At 71.3% G+C, this 16,197-nt stretch carries 16 protein-coding genes; 9 read left to right on the top strand and 7 right to left on the bottom strand.

Annotated features, from left to right (window positions below; translation table 11 throughout):
- Positions 1 to 45: 45 nt before the first annotated feature.
- Positions 46 to 861, bottom strand: coding sequence for an amino acid ABC transporter ATP-binding protein (locus ACFS27_RS21330; protein ID WP_377187142.1), 816 nt, complete (start codon positions 859 to 861; stop codon positions 46 to 48).
- A gap of 139 nt (positions 862 to 1,000) precedes the next feature.
- Here ACFS27_RS21330 and miaB point away from each other — a divergent pair, with 139 nt between their 5' ends.
- The gene (gene miaB / locus ACFS27_RS21325) at positions 1,001 to 2,686 is read left to right on the top strand and encodes a tRNA (N6-isopentenyl adenosine(37)-C2)-methylthiotransferase MiaB (RefSeq protein ID WP_377187139.1); all 1,686 of its coding nucleotides are present in this window, start codon (positions 1,001 to 1,003) and stop codon (positions 2,684 to 2,686) included.
- A 29-nt stretch (positions 2,687 to 2,715) separates the two neighbouring features.
- On the opposite strand, the gene ACFS27_RS21320 is transcribed toward miaB, so the two are convergent.
- Both ACFS27_RS21320 and ACFS27_RS21315 read right to left on the bottom strand, forming a co-directional pair.
- Positions 2,716 to 3,279, bottom strand: a complete 564-nt coding sequence (locus ACFS27_RS21320) for a type III secretion system chaperone family protein (RefSeq protein WP_377187136.1) — start codon at positions 3,277 to 3,279, stop codon at positions 2,716 to 2,718.
- Positions 3,276 to 3,875, bottom strand: a complete 600-nt coding sequence (locus ACFS27_RS21315; RefSeq protein WP_357463199.1) for a type III secretion system chaperone family protein — start codon at positions 3,873 to 3,875, stop codon at positions 3,276 to 3,278. Before ACFS27_RS21315 ends, ACFS27_RS21320 begins: the two co-directional genes overlap by 4 nt.
- Before the next feature lie 120 nt (positions 3,876 to 3,995).
- Between ACFS27_RS21315 and ACFS27_RS21310 the strand changes: the two genes are divergently transcribed.
- From ACFS27_RS21310 to dapF, 3 genes are read left to right on the top strand one after another with little or no spacing between them, the layout of a single operon-like run.
- Positions 3,996 to 4,649 (top strand): hypothetical protein, encoded by a 654-nt coding sequence (locus tag ACFS27_RS21310; RefSeq protein ID WP_377187133.1) that lies wholly within the window; start codon positions 3,996 to 3,998, stop codon positions 4,647 to 4,649.
- Positions 4,643 to 5,617 carry a tRNA (adenosine(37)-N6)-dimethylallyltransferase MiaA gene (miaA, locus tag ACFS27_RS21305; protein ID WP_377187130.1) on the top strand — a complete coding sequence of 325 codons (975 nt, stop codon included), beginning with the start codon at positions 4,643 to 4,645 and terminating at the stop codon, positions 5,615 to 5,617. The genes ACFS27_RS21310 and miaA overlap by 7 nt, the downstream gene beginning before the upstream one ends.
- The gene (gene dapF / locus ACFS27_RS21300; RefSeq protein WP_377187127.1) at positions 5,614 to 6,579 is read left to right on the top strand and encodes a diaminopimelate epimerase; all 966 of its coding nucleotides are present in this window, start codon (positions 5,614 to 5,616) and stop codon (positions 6,577 to 6,579) included. Before miaA ends, dapF begins: the two co-directional genes overlap by 4 nt.
- A gap of 17 nt (positions 6,580 to 6,596) precedes the next feature.
- Here the strand turns inward: dapF and ACFS27_RS21295 are convergent, their stop codons facing one another.
- From ACFS27_RS21295 to ACFS27_RS21280, 4 genes are read right to left on the bottom strand one after another with little or no spacing between them, the layout of a single operon-like run.
- Positions 6,597 to 7,196 carry a class I SAM-dependent methyltransferase gene (locus ACFS27_RS21295; protein ID WP_377187124.1) on the bottom strand — a complete coding sequence of 200 codons (600 nt, stop codon included), beginning with the start codon at positions 7,194 to 7,196 and terminating at the stop codon, positions 6,597 to 6,599.
- Positions 7,197 to 7,256: 60 nt separating this feature from the next.
- Positions 7,257 to 7,967, bottom strand: coding sequence for a hypothetical protein (locus ACFS27_RS21290; protein ID WP_377187121.1), 711 nt, complete (start codon positions 7,965 to 7,967; stop codon positions 7,257 to 7,259).
- Positions 7,964 to 8,863, bottom strand: coding sequence for an ABC transporter ATP-binding protein (locus tag ACFS27_RS21285; RefSeq protein WP_377187118.1), 900 nt, complete (start codon positions 8,861 to 8,863; stop codon positions 7,964 to 7,966). Before ACFS27_RS21285 ends, ACFS27_RS21290 begins: the two co-directional genes overlap by 4 nt.
- Complete coding sequence (locus tag ACFS27_RS21280; RefSeq protein WP_377187115.1) at positions 8,860 to 9,225, bottom strand: GntR family transcriptional regulator; 366 nt, start codon at positions 9,223 to 9,225, stop codon at positions 8,860 to 8,862. Before ACFS27_RS21280 ends, ACFS27_RS21285 begins: the two co-directional genes overlap by 4 nt.
- A 177-nt stretch (positions 9,226 to 9,402) precedes the next feature.
- Between ACFS27_RS21280 and hflX the strand changes: the two genes are divergently transcribed.
- The 5 genes from hflX (at position 9,403) to ACFS27_RS21255 (ending at position 16,197) form a co-directional block, all read left to right on the top strand.
- On the top strand, positions 9,403 to 10,944 hold the full coding sequence (gene hflX, locus ACFS27_RS21275; protein WP_377187112.1) for a GTPase HflX: 1,542 nt from the start codon (positions 9,403 to 9,405) through the stop codon (positions 10,942 to 10,944).
- Positions 10,945 to 11,025: 81 nt separating this feature from the next.
- Positions 11,026 to 12,045: a LacI family DNA-binding transcriptional regulator gene (locus tag ACFS27_RS21270; protein WP_377187109.1), complete on the top strand. Its 1,020-nt coding sequence runs from the start codon at positions 11,026 to 11,028 to the stop codon at positions 12,043 to 12,045.
- A gap of 53 nt (positions 12,046 to 12,098) precedes the next feature.
- Positions 12,099 to 13,760: a glycoside hydrolase family 13 protein gene (locus tag ACFS27_RS21265; protein ID WP_377187106.1), complete on the top strand. Its 1,662-nt coding sequence runs from the start codon at positions 12,099 to 12,101 to the stop codon at positions 13,758 to 13,760.
- A gap of 89 nt (positions 13,761 to 13,849) precedes the next feature.
- A complete protein-coding gene (locus ACFS27_RS21260) occupies positions 13,850 to 15,223 on the top strand; it encodes an ABC transporter substrate-binding protein (protein WP_377187103.1) in 1,374 nt (457 codons plus the stop codon).
- A gap of 2 nt (positions 15,224 to 15,225) precedes the next feature.
- The gene (locus ACFS27_RS21255) at positions 15,226 to 16,197 is read left to right on the top strand and encodes a carbohydrate ABC transporter permease (RefSeq protein ID WP_377187100.1); all 972 of its coding nucleotides are present in this window, start codon (positions 15,226 to 15,228) and stop codon (positions 16,195 to 16,197) included.

Below are 16,197 nucleotides of genomic sequence, written 5' to 3'. Positions count from 1 at the left end.
CGGGATCCGTTGCGGAACCCTTGGCTGGGATCAGTCAGTGAAAGTTCAGTGGGTCAGGATCTTCGAGAGGAAGTCGCGCGCCCGCTCGCTCTTGGGCGCCGTGAAGAACTCCTCGGGGGGAGCCTCTTCGACGATCTGGCCGTCCGCCATGAAAACGACGCGGTGCGCGGCCTTGCGGGCGAAGCCCATCTCGTGCGTGACCACGATCATCGTCATGCCTTCTTCGGCGAGGGCGACCATGGCGTCGAGCACCTCGTTGACCATCTCGGGGTCGAGCGCGGAGGTCGGCTCGTCGAAGAGCATCACCTTGGGCCGCATCGCAAGCGCGCGGGCAATCGCCACGCGCTGCTGCTGGCCACCGGAGAGCTGCGCGGGCATCTTGCCCGCTTGGTTGCCGACGCCCACGCGGTCGAGGAGGGTGCGGGCCAGCTCCTCGGCGTCCTTCTTGCTCATGCCGCGGACCTTGCGCGGCCCGAGCGTCACGTTGTCGAGCACGGTCTTGTGCGCGAACAGGTTGAACGACTGGAAGACCATGCCGACCTCGGCCCGCAGCTGGGCGAGGGCCTTGCCCTCCTCGGGCAGGGTCTTGCCGTCGACGGCGATGCTGCCGTCGTCGATCGTCTCCAGACGGTTGATCGCCCGGCACAGCGTGGACTTGCCGGAGCCGGACGGGCCGATCACGACCAGCACCTCACCCTTGTGAACGGTGAGGTCGATGTCCTGCAACACATGCAGCGCGCCAAAGTGCTTGTTTACGTGCTTCAGCTCCACGAGGGGCGCCCCGAGGACGCGGTCCGACGTCGGAGCGTCCACGGTCTCGTCGGCCGCCGGTTGGCCGGTGGTCGGGGTGCTCTGGTCCATCCCTTGAACCTAACGATCCGATGTTTCAAGGACCAAGTCGACGGGTCATCGCGACACAACGGTTCGGTAACAGATGCCTGCTATGGGCCGGATCTCTCACCGTACGGGCCCGCTCGACAGGGGACGTAAAATCGACTCGATGTCCACGACCGCCCTCACCCCAGCCATGCCCTCCGCCGCCGCGACCGATCTCTCGACCGGTCCAGCAGGCCGCGACGAGGCGCCGGAGCAGCCGCCGCGCACCTACCTGGTGCGCACCCTGGGCTGCCAGATGAACGTGCACGACTCCGAGCACATGGCGGGCATGCTCGAGGAGGCCGGGTACCAGCGGGCGTCCGGACAGGACGAGGCGGCCAGCGAGGCCGACGTCGTGGTCATCAACACGTGCGCCGTCCGTGAGAACGCCGCCAACAAGCTCTACGGAAACCTGGGCCAGCTCGCCAGCATCAAGGCGGCGCGGCCGGGTATGCAGATCGCCGTCGGCGGCTGCCTGGCCCAGAAGGACCGCGGCGACATCGTGGCGAAGGCGCCGTGGGTCGACGTCGTGTTCGGCACGCACAACCTCGACGCCCTGCCCGTGCTCCTGGAGCGCGCCCGGCACAACGAGGCGGCGCAGGTCGAGATCGCGGAGTCCCTGCAGGTCTTCCCGTCTACGCTGCCCACGAAGCGCGAGTCGGTCTACGCCGGCTGGGTCAGCATCTCCGTCGGCTGCAACAACACCTGCACCTTCTGCATCGTGCCGCACCTGCGCGGCAAGGAGCGCGACCGCCGTCCGGGCGAGATCCTCGCCGAGGTGGAGGCGCTCGTCGCCGCCGGTGCGATCGAGGTGACGCTCCTGGGCCAGAACGTGAACAGCTACGGCGTCGAGTTCGGCGACCGCGGCGCGTTCGCCAAGCTCCTGCGTGCGTGCGGCCGTATCGAGGGCCTGGAGCGGGTGCGGTTCACGTCCCCGCACCCCGCCGCGTTCACCGACGACGTCATCGCCGCGATGGCCGAGACCCCCAACGTGATGCCGCAGCTGCACATGCCGCTGCAGTCCGGTTCGGACCGGATCCTGCGCGCGATGCGCCGCTCGTACCGCTCCGAGAAGTTCCTCGGCATCCTCGACCGCGTGCGCGCGGTGATGCCGGACGCCTCGATCACCACCGACATCATCGTCGGCTTCCCCGGGGAGACCGAGGAGGACTTCGCCGAGACGCTGCGCGTCGTCGAGGCCTCCCGGTTCAGCTCGGCGTTCAGCTTCCAGTACTCGCCGCGCCCGGGCACGCCGGCCGCGACGATGCCCGACCAGCTGCCGAAGGCCGTGGTGCAGGAGCGCTTCGAACGCCTCCTGGCGCTGCAGGAGCGCATCGGCGGCGAGGAGGCCGACAAGCAGGTGGGGCGCACGCTCGAGGTCCTCGTCGGCGAGGGGTCCGGCAAGAAGGACGGCGCGATGCATCGCCTGTCGGGCCGCGCAGAGGACAACCGGCTGGTGCACGTCGGCCTGCCCCGACCTGCCGCCGGCTCGGGCCCGGACGACGAGGCGCTCGACCTCACGGGTGCCCCGGTCAGCCTGGACGACCCGCGCCTGTCCGCCGTCGTGCCCGACGGGCTGCCGCGCCCCGGCGACGTCGTGACCGCCACCGTGACGAAGGCCGCCCCGCACCACCTGATCGCCGACCCCGTCTCCGCCGGGCCGCTCGTGGTGCGGCGCACCCGCTCGGGGGACGCCTGGGCGGAGCGCGAGAAGGCACGCCTCGGGGGCGGGGAGGACACGCACTCGCACGGCACGCCCGCGCCGTCCGGCCCCGTGCCGCTGGGCTTGCCCACCCTCCGCCACGGGTAGCGGTCGCGCCCACGACCACGGTGGGTGCGCTACTTCTCCGGGTCGTCCGGTTCCGCGTCCGACGGCGGCGCCAGCGAGGCGACCGTCGAGAAGAACTGGCTGGCCGTGACCAGGCCGCACGAGACGGTCTGCGCCAGCTGGTCCTCGGTGGCGCCGTGCTCGAAGTCCACCGACACCTCCGCGTACAGGGCGAGCCCTGCCGCCTCCTCGCGCGTGTAGACCTTGGGCCAGATGCGCTCGCGGTTCCAGTCGTTGGCGGCCTGCAGCACGGCAAGCCGGGCGCCGGCAGGCAGCGTGCCCGCCCAGCGGCCGCGCACCTGCAGGATCTCGTCGTGCTCGCCGAGCAGCAGGAACCAGAACCGGTTGCCGTCCCAGGTGCCGGTGACGTCGCCGTCGTCGTCGATGCGGAACCGGTAGCCGCGGCGCGAGAGGTCGTCGCCGACGCGCTGCGTGCTCAGGGGCCGGGGCTTCTCGATCTGGACGTTCGCGATCGTGCGGGTCTGCACGCCGGACGACCTCCGCGCGGCCGGCGGGCGCGGGTTCAGCAGCCGTGCGAGCCAACGGCCGGCGCCGCCGCTACGTGCCCCGCTCATGGCGCCGACCTCAGAGGATCGGGGAACGTCTCGTCGAGGTGCTCGAAGAACATGGAGCCGGTGGTCAGCCCGCACTGCAGGAGCTGGTCCAGCTGGTCCTCCGTGACCCCGTGCTCCAGGTCGACGGTGACCTCGGTGTAGACGAGCACGGCCCCGTTGTCGCGGACCCGGACGTACGTCTTCGGCCAGATGCGCTCGGCGTTCCACTCGTTGCAGAGCTCGAGGATCTCCTCGAGCCGCTCGATGGTGAGGTCGCGGTGCCACTGCCCGCGGACCTGGAGCACCTCGGAGCTCTCGCCGACCATCAGGAAGTAGAACAGCCAGCCGTGCCACAGCCCGCCGACGTCGCCCTCGGAGTCGACGAAGTAGCTGAACCCGTTCTCGCCCAGCCACTCGACCACGCGGTCGCGCGTCAGCGGCTCAGGAAGGGACGAGGGATCGTCGAGGCCGCCGGTCAGCTCTCGAAGCAGAACGCCTTCGACCTGTGCCCGCAGCTCGTCGTCGTCGAGTTCCTTGGGCTCGGGCTGTTGCGGGCCGGTGGCCGCACGGTCGCCGTCGCCCGCCGTGTTCCGGCGTCGTGACCCGAAGAACCTCACCTGCCCACAGTACCCGCCAGACACCTCGCTCCGCTGCGTCGTTCACGTGAGAAAGGGGTGGAATCTGCCCGGACCGGCTAGAGGCCGGGCCTGGTGCTACTTTCAGGGATCGTGCGCGCCGTGATCCTGCCTGCGACCCCCTTGCTCGTCCCCGGGGTCACCCCTGGCCTGCGGGCCGACCCGCTCGCGGACGTCCGCGAGGCGGTGGCGCGTGCCGTGGCCGACCTCACCGGAGGCGGCCTGCTGCCCCTCGTCCTTGCCCACGGGCCGAGGCTCCGGCACGGACGCCTGCGCCCGACGCTCGCCGGTTCCGGCATCGGCGACCGCTGGCTGCCCGGCCCTTCCGCCGGCTCAGGACAGCGCTCCCCGACGGACTCCGGACAGCGCGCCGGAACGGCGGACCCCTGGGCCGACGGTGCCCGTGCGGCCGCCGGCACCGGCGCCTCGGTGGCGCTGCTGGCGCTCGCGGACGTGCTGGGCCTACGTGCCGCCGACGTCGAGACGCTGGAGGTGCCGCCGAGCGCCGTCGCGCTGGACGGCGTCCCGCTGGACCTCCTGCGCAGCGGCGGCGGCCTGGTCGTCGCGGGTGGGGGAGCGCCCGGAGGGCTGGAGAGCGGCCCCGACGCGCTCACCGACGGTATCCGGGCGGCGCTGCGGGCTGCCGGCGCCGACGCGTGGACGGCGGAGGTCCAGGTCTTCGAGCAGGCGCACGACCACCTGCCGCCGGAATACCGGGTCACCACGCTGTCGGACCGTAAGATCGCCGCGTGCTAGTCATCGCGATCGTCGGTCCCACCGCCACCGGGAAGTCCGACCTCGCGCTCGACCTGGCGCAGGCGCTCGGCCCCGCCGAGATCGTCAACGCCGACGCCTTCCAGCTCTACCGCGGCATGGACGTCGGCACGGCCAAGGTGCCGCCGGCCGAGCGGCGCGGGATCCCGCACCACCAGCTCGACGTGCTGGACCCCGCCCAGGACGCCTCCGTGGCCCGGTACCAGGAGTCAGGACGCGCCGACCTGGACGCGATCAGCGGGCGGGGAGCACGCGCCGTCGTCGTCGGCGGGTCGGGGCTGTACGTGCGGGCCCTGCTCGACGCCATGGACTTCCCTGGCACCGACCCGCAGATCCGGGCGCGGTTCGAGGCTCGCGCCGAGACCGAGGGGCGCCGCGCCCTGCACGCCGAGCTGGCGCAGCTGGACCCCCAGGCCGCGACAAGCATCGGGCCGCACAACACCCGCCGCATCGTGCGCGCGCTGGAGGTCATCGAGCTCACCGGCCGCCCCTACACGGCCAACCTGCCCCGGCAGGAGTACGTGCGGCCCGCCGTGCAGATCGGGCTGAACTGCTCGAGAGAGATCCTGGACACGCGGGTGGCCGCGCGCGTCGACCGGATGTGGGAGACGGGCCTGGTGGACGAGGTGCGCGCCCTCGCAAGCCCGGAGCAGGGCGGCACCGGGTCCGGCCTCGGCGTCACGGCGGCCCGCGCCGTCGGCTACGCAGAGGTGCTCGCCTGGTGGCGCGGGGAGTCCACCGAGGCGGAGGCCCGGGAAGCCATCACAGCGAACACGCGGCGCCTCGCACGCAAGCAGATGGGCTGGTTCGGCCGCGACCCGCGCGTGCACTGGCTGGACGCGGCCTCGCCCGACCTGCTCGCCGAGGCGCGAGCGGTCGTGGCCGCCGCCGACGCCGGGACGCTGCCGGTTGCGGGGACCGAACCCGTGCGCCGTAGCCTGGGGTCATGACGCAGCCCGCGACGAGCCCTGTGCCCTCCGCCCCGACGCCCGGCACCCTCGCCTTCACGAAGGGGCACGGGACGCGGAACGACTTCGTGCTGATCGCGGACCCCGAAGGCGTCCTCGAGCTCGGAGCGGACGACGTGCGCAGGCTGGCCGACCGTCGTGGCGGCATCGGCGGCGACGGCGTGATCCGGCTCGCCCCCACGGCGGCCCTCGCCCGCGCCGGCGAGCAGGCCGCTCAGGACGCCCTCGCCGAGGACCCGACCGCGGAGTGGTTCATGGACTACCGCAACGCCGACGGCTCGATCGCCGAGATGTGCGGCAACGGCGTCCGCGTCTTCGCCGCCTTCGCCGAGCAGGAAGGGCTCGCCGACCTGTCCGCCGGGCCGCTCAGCCTCGGCACCCGCGCCGGTGTCAAGCACGTGACGAAGGAGCCGAGCGGCTGGTACGCCGTCGACATGGGGCCATGGTCCCTGCCCGGCGGCGAGGCCGCCGTCTCCGACGGGTACGACGCGGCGGTCGCGGTCCACGGCTGGACCGCGCCCCGTCCCGCCCTGAGCGTGGACCTCGGCAACCCGCACACCGTGGTCGCGCTCGCGAGCCTCGACGAGCTCGAATCCCTGGAGCTCCACCGCGCCCCCGAGGTCGCGCCGCTGCCACCGCACGGGACCAACGTCGAGCTCGTGGTGCCGCTCGGCGAGGAGGACGGGCCGGACGGCCTCGTCGGACGCCTCCGCATGCGCGTGCACGAGCGCGGCGTGGGCGAGACGCCGTCGTGCGGCACAGGCGCCTGCGCCGCGGCGCTCGCGGTACGGACCTGGCAGGGCGGCGCGTCCGGCGCGGGCGCCCCCGACACGTGGATCGTGGAGGTGCCGGGCGGTGAGGTGCGCGTGCGGGTGCTCCCCGGCGGCACGGTCGAGCTGGCGGGCCCCGCGGAGCTCGTCTACTCCGGGCGGGTCGCCCGCTAGGTAGGCGCGCTACCGGGTCAGCCCGCGACCCGCAGGATCCGGAACCCCTTGGACGACGCCTCCCGGGCGACCTGGAGGCCGAGCGTGTCGGTGATCCAGCGCGCGAGCGAGTCCGACCCCAGGTTCTTCTGCACCACCAGCCAGGCCTCGGCACCGTCCGCCAGGCGGGGCAGCCAGCGTGTCAGCAGATCGTGCAGCGCCTGCTTGCCGACGCGGATCGGCGGGTTGGACCAGCACAGGTCGAACTCCAGGCCGTCGGGCACGTCGTCCGGCAGGACCGCGCGGACGTTGGCCAGCCCCAGCCGCTCGGCGTTGCGGCGTACGAGATCGAGCGCCCGCTCGTTGACGTCGACCGCCCACACGGTGGCGTGCGGCGCTTCCAGCGCCAGGGAGATCGTGATGGGTCCCCAGCCGCAGCCCAGGTCGAGCAGGTTGCCCGACGGCGGAGCTGCGGGCACCCCGCTCAGCAGCACCGCCGTGCCCTTGTCGACGCCGCCGGGCGAGAACACGCCCGGCGCCACCTCGACCTCCACCTCACGACCGGCGAGGTGGACGGTGCGGGTGCGGCGCTCGTCGTCCGAGGCAGGCTGGGCGGTGAAGTAGTGGTCGGTGGACACCGCGCAATCGTATTGCGTGCCGGCCTGCACGGCGGGTGCCAATCTGCGGGGGACGGAGAGTCAGCGCACGATCGCCGGACGGAGGAGCAGCCAGCTGCCCACAGAGGACGCCAGGATCACCACACCGGCGGCGACCGCGAGCCACCAGGGCTGGAACGCGGCGACGATGGTGTCCATGGCAGGGATCACGATGATCAGGCCGGTCACGATCACGATCACCACGCCCGCCGCGATGAGCTGCGGCCCGCGGGCCGCGAAGCGTACCCAGGCAGCGGCGAAGACGCCGCCGACGGTGAGCGCGGTGAGCACGCCGAGGAACACGATCGGAACCAGCCGGAGCAGGTCTCCGGCGCCGAGGATGTAGACGTCGAAGATGTAGAAGCCGGCGAACCAGTGGTCGGTCGCCAGCTCGATCGCGGTGAGCACCGCCAGCACCACGGTGATGTAGGCGGCGGTGATGCCGTACCAGAGCAGCGTGCCCGCGACGAAGGACCGTCGCGTCGCTCCGAGGGTCAGCGCGAAGGGGAACGTCGTGGCGACCGAGGCGACCCCGAAATAGACCAGGAAGCCGACGAGCCCGTACGCGATCCCGGGGTTGCTCTGCGATCCCTGGATCCAGTCGGCGGTGCCTGGCAGGCTCCCCGAGCGCCAGAACAGCAGGGAGACCAGGACGGAGAACGCGGCGACGGTCGCCGCGATGTACAGCGGGACCGCGAACGTGCCGACCCGCTGGTTGAGATGCAGCCTGACGGTGGAGACGACGGCGCTCATGCTCGCGCCCCTTCCTCGATGGATCCGGATCCCTCTTCGCCGAACGCGGCGACGAGGTCTTGCAGCGACGCAGGGGCGAGCCGGGCCCCGAGGCCGTCGGCGTCCGCCCGGACGGCCTCGTCCGCCGTCCCCAGCACCGTGACCGACTTCAGGCCCGAGACGGTGTGCGAGCGCAGGACCGTGTGTCGCTGGGCCAGCTGGTCGACCGCTGCCGTCGTCCCGCTCAGGGTGAAGGCGAGCTCCCGGGCGTCGTCGACGTCGCTGTCGATGCGCACCCGGCCACGATCGATGACCACGACCCGGTCGAAGAGCCTCTCCGACTCCTCGATGAGGTGGGTGGACAGGAGCACGGTGCGCGGGTGCGCCGTGTAGTCGCGCAGCAGCATGTCGTGGAACAACGCACGTGCGGTGACGTCAAGACCCAGGTACGGCTCGTCGAGGAGGGTCACAGCGGCTCGGGACGCCAGGCCGAGGATGATCGCGACCGACGACAGCTGGCCCCGGGAGAACTTCTTGATATCCGTCCTGGTCGGGATGCGGAACCCCTCCGCGAGCTCGGCCGCGACGTCCTCGTTCCAGTTCGGGGCGAACTCCGGGGCGATCCGGAGCACGTGCCGGAGCTGGTAGTTGTCGGGGTACCGCTGGTTGTCGCGGACGAAGCTGACCCGGGAGAGCACCGACTCGTTCTCGAAGGGCCGGTGCCCGAGCACCTCGACCCGACCGGAGGTCGGCCGGTCCTGCCCGGCGATGATCGACATGATCGTCGTCTTCCCCGCTCCGTTGCGCCCCAGGAGCCCGCAGATCGAACCCTCCGGAACGGAGAAGCTCACTCCGTCGAGTGCTGTCGTGCGCCCGAACACCCGGGTCGCCGAGTGCATGTCGATGGCGTTCGTCATGATTCGTCCTCCTGCTTCTCGTCGATCATGTGATGGAGCTCCGCGACGTCGATACCGAGCACCTGCGCCTCCCGCAGGAGTGGCTCCATGTACCGCTTCCTGAACTCTTCGCGTCGTCGGGAGCGGAGCAGGTCGCGCGCGCCGTCGGCGACGAACATCCCGATCCCTCGCTTCTTGTAGAGCGCCCCCATCTCGACGAGCAGGTTGACGCCCTTGCTCGCCGTCGCAGGGTTCATCTGGTGGAACACGGCGAAATCGGTGGCCGACGGTACCGCCGTCCCCTCGGGGTACGTCCCGGCAACGATCTCGTCCGCGATCCTGGCGGCGAGCCGCTGAAAGGCCGGACCCTCGTCTACGAACACGTTGCCACCCTAGTCCATTACCCGACTAATGAACTAGTGGGCAGGGCGGATGAGCTCACAGATGTTCCGCCGGTGGGGGAGGCGCGGCCATTGGTGCGGGAAAGACATAGCCGCGGGACTTTCGGCCGTGGGATCCTTGTTGTACAGACGCAAGAACAACCGAGAGTTAGGTAGTACATGACCCACACCCCGACAGAGCCCGAGCTCCCCGCTGAGGAGACGCCCGAACTCCGCGCAGTCCAGGCAGATGCCCAGGCAATCGCGAACGATGTCGTGGCACGGGTTCTCGCTCGGGCGGGGACCGCACGTGCCGACGGCGCCACGGTGCACACCGAGGCCGACGGCGACCAGCTCGACCTCGAGGAGCGCACAGCGCTGCGCCGCGTGGCCGGGCTGTCGACAGAGCTCGAGGACGTCACCGAGGTCGAGTACCGGCAGCTGCGCCTGGAGAAGGTGGTGCTCGTCGGCCTGTTCAGCGGCGGCGAGCACGCTGCCCGCGACGCGGAGATCTCGCTGCGCGAGCTCTCGGCGCTCGCCGAGACGGCTGGCTCCCAGGTGCTGGACGGCCTGCTCCAGCGCCGGCAGAAGCCCGATCCCGGCACGTACCTGGGCTCCGGCAAGGCCCTCGAGCTGGCACAGGTCGTCATGGCGACCGGCGCCGACACGGTGATCGTCGACGGCGAGCTCGCTCCCTCCCAGCGCCGCTCGCTGGAGGACGTCGTGAAGGTCAAGGTCGTCGACCGTACGGCCCTGATCCTGGACATCTTCGCGCAGCACGCGAAGTCCCGTGAGGGCAAGGCCCAGGTCGAGCTCGCGCAGCTCGAGTACCTCCTGCCGCGCCTGCGCGGCTGGGGTGACTCGATGTCCCGCCAGGCCGGTGGCCAGGTGGGTGGCGCGGGTGCCGGCATGGGCTCGCGTGGCCCCGGTGAGACCAAGATCGAGCTGGACCGGCGGCGGATCCGTAACCGGATGGCCAAGCTGCGGCGCGAGATCGTCGCGATGAAGCCGGCGCGCGAGACCAAGCGGCTGAGCCGTAAGCGCAACGCGATCCCGGCGGTGGCCATCGCCGGCTACACGAACGCGGGCAAGTCCTCGCTGCTGAACGCGCTGACCGGCGCGGGAGTGCTCGTCGAGAATGCGCTGTTCGCGACGCTGGACCCGACGGTGCGACGCACCAAGACCGAGGACGGCCGCGTGTACACGCTGACGGACACGGTCGGCTTCGTGCGGCACCTGCCGCACCAGCTCGTCGAGGCGTTCCGGTCCACGCTGGAGGAGGTCGGCGACGCCGACATCCTGCTCCACGTGGTCGACGCGTCCCACCCGGATCCTGAGGGCCAGATCGCCGCTGTCCGCGAGGTGCTGGCCGAGGTGCCGGCCTTCGGGGACGTTCACGAGATCGTGGTGCTGAACAAGGCCGACATCGCCGACCCGACGGTGGTGGGCCGGATCCAGCGGAGGGAGCGGCACACCGCCGTCGTCTCGGCGCACTCCGGTGAGGGCATCGCCGAGCTGCGTGCCCGGATCGCGGCCGAGCTCCCGCGGCCGGGCATCCAGATCGACCTCGTCGTCCCGTACGAGCGTGGCGACCTGGTGCACCGGGTGCACGAGCACGGCGACATCGAGCTCACCGAGCACGTCGCAGCGGGCACGCACCTGCGTGGGCGCGTCGACGAGCAGCTGGCGACGGAGCTGCAGCGGGTCGCCACGGCGTCCTGACCCGTCCCGAGACGCAAACCGCTTGCAGGAGCACGCAAGTCCTGCAAGCGGTTTGCGTTATCCGCGACTAGGATCGGCGTCATGTCGAGACGGTTAGCGGATGTGGCGAAGAAGGTAGGGGTCAGCGAGGCGACGGTCAGCCGTGTCCTCAACGGGAAGCCTGGGGTCTCGCAGGGCACCAGGGATGCCGTGCTGACGGCCCTGGACGTGCTGGGCTACGAGCGGCCCACCAAGCTGCGGGGCAGTCGCGGCAAGCTCGTCGGGCTGGTCCTGCCCGAGCTCGTCAACCCGATCTTTCCGGCGTTCGCCGAGGTGATCGGCGGAGCGCTGGCCCAGCAGGGGTACACCCCCGTGCTCTGCACGCGCACGGCCGGCGGTGTCACAGAGGCCGAGTACATCGACCTGCTGCTGCAGCAGCAGGTGTCCGGCGTGATCTTCGCCGGCGGCTTCTACGCCGAGCGGGAGGCCGACCATTCCCACTACCGGCGGCTGGAGGACCTCGGGCTGCCCGTGGTGCTCATGAACGCGTCGATAGAGGACCTCGGTTTCCCGCGGGTCGCGACCGACGATCTGGTGGCGATCGAGCAGGCGATGGGTCACGTCGCATCGCTCGGGCACCAGCGGATCGGCCTGCTGCTGGGCCCGGCCGACCATGTCCCGTCGGAGCGCAAGCTCGCCGCCGCCCGCCGGTTCGCGAAGCGGCACGCCCTGACGGTCGACGCCGACCTGGTGGTGCACTCGCAGTACTCCCTGGAGAGCGGCCAGGCGGCGGCCAACCGGCTGATCGAGCGGGGCGCGACCGCGATCGTCTGCGCCAGCGACCCGCTGGCCCTCGGCGCGATCCGGGCGGTGCGCCGGGCCGGGCTGGCCTGCCCGGCCGACGTCTCGGTGGTCGGCTTCGACGACTCCGCGCTGATGAACTCCACCGATCCCGCCCTGACGACCGTGCGCCAGCCGATCGAGCCGATGGGGCGGGCTGCCGTCGACCTGCTCGCCGCGCTCATCGACGGCAGCGACGTGCCGCGCGACGAGCTGCTCTTCGAGCCGGAGCTCGTGGTGCGGGCGTCGACCGCTGCCGTGAAGGTTGTCGCGAATCGATAACCTTCCTGTCAACTTCTTGCGCGCTCGTTGTCATGTGACTTACGGTTCACTGCATGACGACGACGTCCCAGCCTGCAGTGGAGCCGCCCGCCGCGCCCGAGTGGTGGCGCAGCGCCGTGATCTACCAGATCTACCCCCGCAGCTTCGCGGACGGGAACGGCGACGGCACCGGTGACCTCGCCGGTGTCCGCTCCCGGCTCGGCTACCTCCGCGACCTGGGCGTCGACGCCATCTGGTACACGCCCTGGTACGCGTCGCCCCTGGCCGACGGCGGCTACGACGTGCGCGACTACCGCCGGATCGACCCGGCGTTCGGCACGCTCCAGGACGCGGAGGCGCTGATCGCCGAGGCCCGCGAGCTGGGCATCCGGACCGTCGTCGACGTCGTGCCCAACCACATCTCCGCGGAGCACGAGTGGTTCCGCGCGGCGCTGGCGGCGGGCCCGGGCTCGCCGGAGCGCGAGCGGTTCTGGTTCCATGACGGCAACGGTCCCGACGGGGCGCAGATCCCGACCGGCTGGGTGTCGAGCTTCCAGGGGCAGACCTGGACGCGGACCACGAACCCCGACGGCACGCCGGGCCAGTGGTACCTGCACCTGTTCACCCCGGAGCAGCCGGACCTGAACTGGAACCACCCCGACGTCCGGCAGGAGCACGAGGACGTCCTGCGGTTCTGGTTCGACCGGGGCGCGGCGGGTATCCGGATCGACTCGGCGGCCCTCATCGTCAAGGACCCCACTCTCCCGGAGGTGCCGGAGGCGGCGGGCCCGGGGGAGCATCCCCACCTCGACCGCGACGAGATCCACGACATCTACCGCGGCTGGCGGCGCGTCGCCGACACGTACGACGAGCCGCGCGTGCTCGTCGGCGAGGTGTGGCTCGCCGACCACGAGCGCTTTGCCCAGTACCTCCGCCCCGACGAGATGCACACGGCGTTCAACTTCGACTTCATGGCGCGCCCGTGGGACGCGAAGGAGCTGCGCGAGTCGATCCGGATGACCCTCGAGGCGCACGCCCCGGTCGGCGCGCCCGCCACCTGGGTCCTGTCGAACCACGACGTGACCCGGCCCGTGACCCGGTACGGCCGCGAGGACTCGTCCTTCGACTTCGCCGCCAAGCGGTTCGGCACACCGTCCGACCTCGCGCTGGGCACGCGCCGTGCCCGTGCCGCCGCCCTGCTGGTCGCCGCGCTGCCCGGCGCCCTGTACGTCTACCAGGGCGACGAGCTCGGCCTGCCCGAGGCGGAGGTGCCGAGGTCGCTGATCCAGGACCCCATGCACTTCCGCTCGGAGGGCGTCGACCCCGGCCGGGACGGCTGCCGGGTCCCGCTCCCGTGGACCCGCACGGGTACGAGCCTCGGTTTCGGGCCCGACGGTGGTGCGGCGCCCTGGCTGCCCCAGCCCACCGGCTGGCGCGACTACTCGGTGCAGGCGCAGGACGGCGACCCCGGCTCGACCCTGAGCCTCTACCGCCAGGTGCTGCACCTGCGGCGCGACCTCCCGGCCCTGCATACCGAGGAGCTCGCGTGGCTCGACCTCGGCGTCGAGGGCGACAGCGTCCTCGCGTTCACCCGCGGCGCGGGCTTCGCCTGCGTCGTCAATCTCGGGACGGCTCCCGTCCCGCTGCCCGCAGGGGCCACGGTGCTCCTTGCGAGCGGTCCGGTCGACGGCGCCGTCGGGCCGGACACCGCCGTCTGGCTCGACCTGCCGTCCTGAACCCCGGCTCGGCCAAGTCCGGCTCTGCCAACCCCAGAAGTGCATCCCCAGACGTGCCGCCCCGGTGGCACAAGACCCAAGGAGTGACAATGAAGTCAGCACAGAAGCGATCGGCGTTCGCCCTGGTGGGCGTCCTGTCCGTCGTGGGAACCCTGACGGCCTGCGGCTCGTCCGACGACCCGGCCGCCGAGCCCACCGGCCCGGTGACGATCGAGGTCGCCATCGACGCAGGCCTCGAACAGGAGGCGATCGATGCGTTCGACGAGCGCATCGCACAGTTCGAGGAAGCCAACCCGGACGTCCAGGTCGAGACCAAGGAGTTCACCTGGTCCGGCACGACGTTCGCTGCCGAGCTGGCGGGAGGCACCCTGCCCGACGTCTTCCCGATCCCGTTCACCGACGGCCGGGCCCTCATCGAGCGCCAGCAGATCGCCGACGTCAGCGACCTGGTGGCGGAGCTGCCCTACGCCGACCAGTTCAACCCCACGATCGCCGCAGCGGGCCAGGACGCCGACGGCGGCATGTGGGCGGTCCCGATCGCCGCCTACAACCAAGGCCTGCACTACAACCGCGCGCTGTTCGAGGAGGCCGGGCTCGACCCGGACAACCCGCCCGCGACGTGGGACGAGGTGCGCGAGGCCGCCAAGACCATCGCGGACGAGACCGGCCAGGCCGGCTACGCCCACATGACCCAGAGCAACACGGGCGGCTGGATCCTCACCACCGAGACCTACGCGCTGGGCGGCCGCATCGTCGAGGGTGAGGGTGAGGAGGCGACCGCCACCGTCGACAACGACGCCACGGTCGCGGTCCTCGAGATGCTGCAGGAGATGCGCTGGGAGGACGACTCCATGGGCGCCAGCTTCCTGTACGACTGGGGCACCATCAACCAGGACTTCGCGGCCGGGAAGATCGGCATGTACGTCTCAGGTGGTGCCAACTACCCCAACCTGTTCACCCAGAACCAGATGAACCCGGACGAGTACGGGGTGACGGTGCTGCCGCTGGAGGGTGACGACGCCGGGACGCTCGGTGGCGGCACGCTCGCCGCGGTGAGCTCTGCGGCGTCCGACGCGGAGCAAGCGGCCGCGGTGAAGTGGATCGACTTCTACTACATCTCCAAGTTGACCGACCAGGAGGCCGCGACGGCCGAGGCAGAGGTCGCCGCAGAGACCGACCAGCCCGTCGGCGCGCCGGCCCTGCCGATCTTCGACCGGGCCACGTACGAGGAGCAGCAGAGCTGGATCAAGGACCTCGTCAACGTCCCGCTGGAGAACTTCGCGCCCATGACCGAGCAGATGTTCGACCAGCCGGTCGTCCCGGAGCCGGCCGTCGCCACCCAGGACGTGTACGCGGCGCTCGACCCCGTGGTCCAGGCGGTGCTGACCGACGAGAACGCGGACATCGACGCCCTTCTCGCCGACGCACAGACCCAGGTCCAGGGCCTGCTCGACCGCGGCTGACGATGACCACTCTGTCCAGCCCGCTCCGGACGACGACGGCGGCCGCACCGCCGTCGTCGTCCGGGCCCCGCAGGCGCGGCCGCCGCGCGCCCCGGGAATGGCTGCGCGACGGCGGCCTTAGCACCCTCGTCATCGCCCTGCCGATGATCCTCGTGTTCGGTGTGTTCTCGTGGTTCCCGATCGGCCGGGCGCTCGTCATGAGCGTCCAGGAGACCAACCTGGTCACCGCTCCCGTGTTCGTGGGTCTCGACAACTTCGCGTACGTGCTGCAGGACCCGCTGCTCGGCAAGGCCGTCGGGAACACCCTGTGGTTCGCCGTGCTCGCGCTCGTCTTCGGGTACCCCCTGCCGCTGGCCGCTGCGGTGCTGATGAGCGAGGTGCGGCGGATGCGGGGCCTGTTCTCCGCGCTGGCCTACCTGCCCGTGGTCGTGCCGCCGGTCGTGGCCGTGCTGCTGTGGAAGTTCTTCTACGACGCCTCCGACACCGGCGTGTTCAACACCATCGCCGGATGGGTGGGCCTCGGCCCGTACCCCTGGCTGCAGGACGCCACCAGCGCCATGCCGTCCCTGGTCCTCGAAGCGACCTGGGCGGCGGCCGGCGGGACCGTGATCATCTACCTCGCCGCACTCGTCGGGGTGCGGACCGAGCTCTACGAGGCGGCCGAGGTGGACGGTGCCGGCGTGTGGCGCAAGATCTGGCACGTCACGCTGCCCCAGCTGCGCGGAGTCCTCTTCATCACCCTGATCCTGCAGATCATCGGCACCTCGCAGGTGTTCCTCGAACCGTTCCTCTTCACCGGCGGCGGCCCCAACAACGCGACCCTCACCATCCTGATGCTGATCTACGACTACGCCTTCGGGAGCAGCCTCGGCGGCAACTACGGGGCAGCGACAGCCCTGAGCCTCATGCTCGCGGGCGTCCTTGCCGTCCTCTCCGCGGTGTACTTCCGCGTGACCCGACCCTGGAGCAGCTGA

The sequence above is a fragment of the Promicromonospora vindobonensis genome (assembly GCF_042685865.1).
Lineage (GTDB): Bacteria > Actinomycetota > Actinomycetes > Actinomycetales > Cellulomonadaceae > Promicromonospora > Promicromonospora vindobonensis.
Note: the sequence above shows the minus strand (reverse complement) of the source record. Positions and strands in the feature narration are given on the sequence as shown.